At 69.1% G+C, this 3,805-nt stretch carries 2 protein-coding genes and 1 tRNA gene; all 3 read right to left on the bottom strand.

The window, feature by feature from the left end; translation table 11 throughout:
- Positions 1-262: 262 nt before the first annotated feature.
- The 3 genes from G6016_RS14335 to G6016_RS14325 all read right to left on the bottom strand — a co-directional run bounded on the left by G6016_RS14335 (position 263) and on the right by G6016_RS14325 (position 3,637).
- Complete coding sequence (locus G6016_RS14335; protein WP_182633296.1) at positions 263-2,362, bottom strand: acyl-CoA dehydrogenase family protein; 2,100 nt, start codon at positions 2,360-2,362, stop codon at positions 263-265.
- 119 nt (positions 2,363-2,481) lie between these two features.
- Positions 2,482-2,555, bottom strand: a tRNA-Pro gene (locus tag G6016_RS14330).
- Between the two features lie 98 nt (positions 2,556-2,653).
- A complete protein-coding gene (locus G6016_RS14325; RefSeq protein WP_182633295.1) occupies positions 2,654-3,637 on the bottom strand; it encodes a metallophosphoesterase in 984 nt (327 codons plus the stop codon).
- Between the last annotated feature and the right edge of the window lie 168 nt (positions 3,638-3,805).

Raw genomic sequence — 3,805 nt, 5'->3', positions numbered from 1 at the left:
CCGCGGTGGCCGTGCTGATCGCGGTGGCCGTGTGCGCCGGGCTGGCGGTGCGGATCACCGGCCGCGCGGGCCGGGCGCGCTGACCCACCCAGCCGAGCGCGCTGACCCGCCCACACCGTCGTAGGGCCAGTAGCAAGACACGGCCCCTCGATAGCAAGACAAGAGGTGCGAAATCCGATTGGGATTTCGCACCTCTTGTCTTGCGGCTACCGGGTGATGTCTTGCAGGTGCGGCAGGCCGGCGCGTTGGGGGCGGGTGTGGGTCAGGCCTCGGCGGGGTCCTCGATGGTGTCGACGCCGCCGTCGTTGAGCATCGGCACGTCGAAGACGAACTCGGGGACGGCGAACGCGTCCACGAGCGTGCGCGCGCGGCCGGCGAGCTTGGTGCACAGCCGGTTGCGGGCCGCCGTGGCCGCCTTGGTGCGTTCGGTGGTCAGACGGTTGTGCTCGAGGAACCAGCCCTTGTCCTGGTCCACGATGTCCAGAACGTAGAGGTCGCACAGCATCCCCAGGACCTCCTTGGCCTCCGGGTCCTCGCAGGCGTCGATCGCCTCGGCGAAGCGGGCGAACACCCAGCTGTCCATGTGCGCGCGACCGGCCTGCAGCAGGTGGTCCTGCGCCGAGTTGAACACCTTGAACGCCGCCGAACCGTCCTGGCCCTGGGCCTTGCGCAGGCGCCGCGCGACGGTCTCGAGCAGGTGCTCCTCGCGGTCCACCAGGAGCTCGAGCTGGTTGCCGCGGTCGAGGATGTCCGTGTGCTCGCGGTCGGTCACCGCGTCGACGACCTTCTGCCACAGGGTCGAGGCGCGGGTCTTCTCCTGCACCACGTCTGCGACCGTGTTGATCGCGAACGCGACGGTTTCACGCTGGTCCATGTCGCCGAACTCCGCCGCGTAGGCGCCCATCAGCTCCTTGCCCACGAGCTGGGTCAGCACCACGTTGTCGCCCTCGAAGGTCGAGAAGACGTCGCAGTCCTTGCGCATCTCCGTGAGCAGGTTCTCGGCCATGTAGCCGGCGCCGCCACAGGCCAGCCGGGCCTCGGTGATGGTGTCGTTGGCGAAGCCGGTGACCGTGGCCTTGATGCCGGCCGCGTGGGTCTCCATCTCGCGCCGCCGCACCTCGTCGAACGCGTCCGGGTTCTTCTCGAACTCGGCGAGCTCCGCCACGATCGCGTTCTGGGCGACCGCGTACGCGTAGGCGCGGGCGATGCGCGGCATCAGGCGACGCTGGTGCTCGCGGTACTCCAGCAGCGGGATGCCCTTGCCGGTCTCCGGGTGGTCGAACTGGCGGCGGATCAGCGAGTAGCGCGTCGCCAGCGCGAGAGCGGTCCGCGCCGACGCGCCGGCGGCCGCACCGACCGACACCCGGCCGCGGATCAGCGTGCCCAGCATCGTGAAGAAGCGCGCCCCCTTCGAGTCGATGGGGGAGGAGTAGCGGCCCTGCTCGTCGACGGAGCCGAAGCGGTTGAGCAGCGCCTCGCGCGGCACCCGCACGTTGTCGAACCAGATCCGGCCGTTGTCCACGCCGAGCAGGCCGCCCTTGTGGCCGTGGTCGGTGGTGGTGACGCCCGGCAGGTCGTTGCCGGCCTCGTCGCGAATCGGGACCAGGAGGCAGTGGACGCCGTGCCGGAGCTCTTCGCCGTCCTCGATGGTGATGAGCTGCGCGAACGTCGCGGCCATCCGGCCGTCCCGCGCCGCGTTGCCGATGTAGGCCTTCTCCGCGCTGGGGGTCGGGCAGTTGATGACGAACTCGCCGGTCTCGTTATCGAAGGTCGCGGTGGTCTCCAGGTTCTGGACGTCCGAGCCGCCACCGATCTCCGTCATCGCGAAGCAGCCCAGCAGATCCAGGGACATCACGCCCGGCAGGTACTTCTTGCGGGTCTCGGCGTCACCGAGATTGGCGATCGCGCCACCGAACAGTCCCCACTGCACGCCGGCCTTCACCATCACCGACAGGTCAAGGTGGCCCAGCAACTCGAACGAGGTGAGCGCGGCGCCCGTGTCTCCGGTGCCGCCGTCCTCGGCCTTGAACCCGAGCTTGGGCATGCCCGAATCCGCCAGACTCTGCATCTGGGTCATCACATGATCGCGATGCTCGTCCATGGTGAGCCCGAGCGGGTTCACCAGGTCCGGGGTCATGGCCGCGCGGGTCTCCTCGCGGGTGTCCGCCCACTCGCCGTCGAGGATCTTCTGCAGCGACTTGGCGAGCTCGGCGTCACCGCGCCCACTAGTGGTGATGCGGCCGAAGTTCGGGTGCACGCTCTGGGCGGTACCGGCGGCATCCGCGGCGGCGGAGCCGGTGGCGGCAGTGGCGTTGGTGGAATCGGAGGAATCGGCGTTGAGGACGTCGTTCTCGGTGGTCATACCCCGACCTTACGGACCCGCGCGCGGACAGTGCACCGGAAAACTGCACAGTGGTGACCGAAATCGCGGAGGGAAAACGAAAGTCCCGGGTCACATCAGTAACCCGGGACTTCCCATTGTCGGGGTAGCGGGATTCGAACCCACGACCTCTTCGTCCCGAACGAAGCACGCTACCAAGCTGCGCTATACCCCGGTGACAACGATGGATACTCTAGCGCCCCGGCCCGGGAATCGCGAAACCGGGTGGGTGGTGCAGCGCTGACGTGCGTGCACGCAACCGCCGGAGCCCGGTCACGCCGGCTGCGGAATCCGCTCCTGGATGGGAGTGACCGGGACCTCGGCGTCGTCGTCGCCCCCTCCTGGTACGGCGACCAGCTCCAACAGGGTGGCTTCCGGCCGACAGAACGTCCGCACCGGCACATACGGCGAGGTCCCCAGCCCTGCCGACACGTGCAGGATCAGATTGCGACCCCACGCCGACAGCCCCTGGACCCGCGAACGGTCGATGCCGCAGTTGGTGACGATCGCGCCCGTCGGAAGGCAGAGTTGGCCGCCGTGCGTGTGGCCGGCGAATGCCAGGTCGTATCCGTCCTCGTCGAAACGGTCGAGCACCCGCGGCTCCGGCGCGTGCACCAACCCGATCCGCAGATCGAAGGCAGGCCCCGCCGGCCCCGCGATCTCGTCGTAGCGGTCCCGCCCGATGTGCGGATCGTCCACGCCCGCCACGAGTATGCGGCGACCGTCCACGGCGATCTCCGCGCGGCGATGCGTGGCGTCGACCCAGCCGCGCTCGGTGAACACAGCCCGCAGGTCCCGCCACGGCAGCGGAATGGAGGAGTGCTTCTTGCGGCCGATGCCGATGTAGGGCAGCGGATTCTTGGGCACCGGCGCGTAATAGTCATTGGAGCCGAACACGAACGCGCCCGGCTTGCCCAGCAGCGGGCCGAGTGCCTGAGCGACAGACGGCACCGCCTTTTCACTCGACAGGTTGTCGCCAGTGTTGATCACCAGATCCGGGTCCAGCTCCGCGAGTGCGGTGACGAACTGCTGCTTGCGCTTCTGACCCGGCATCATGTGCAGGTCAGAGATGTGCAAGATCGACAGCGGCTCGGATCCCGGCGGCAGCAGGGGGAGCGTCTGGCGCCGCAGTGCGAAATTGTTGCGCTCCCACCCGCTCGCATACGCGGTACCGGCGAAGACGGCGCCGGCGAGCAGGGCGGCAGCACGGACCGCAGGCTGTGTGGGGTTACGGGTCTTACGAGAGGGGCGCTGCATCCGTCCAGGCTACCGGCGTGAGGCCGGATTATCTCGGCCTGCTGCGCGCCGGGCGGCGCGCTGGTGGGGTTACCGCGGCGGCGAGATGGTGATGGGCGCCAGGCCCGGCACCTCGAGCACCACCGGCTCGTCGCCGATGGGGGCGCTCGGCCCGGACGCGCCCTGGCC

This window comes from Dietzia aerolata (assembly GCF_014144865.1).
GTDB classification, from domain to species: Bacteria; Actinomycetota; Actinomycetes; order Mycobacteriales; family Mycobacteriaceae; genus Dietzia; species Dietzia aerolata.
This window is presented reverse-complemented; position numbering and strand designations above follow the sequence as displayed.

Bases quoted from the DNA above. Each gene is read 5' to 3' on its own strand.
- G6016_RS14335 (WP_182633296.1), bottom strand. From the start codon at position 2,362: ATGACCACCGAGAACGACGTCCTCAACGCCGATTCCTCCGATTCCACC.
- G6016_RS14325 (WP_182633295.1), bottom strand. From the start codon at position 3,637: ATGCAGCGCCCCTCTCGTAAGACCCGTAACCCCACACAGCCTGCGGTC.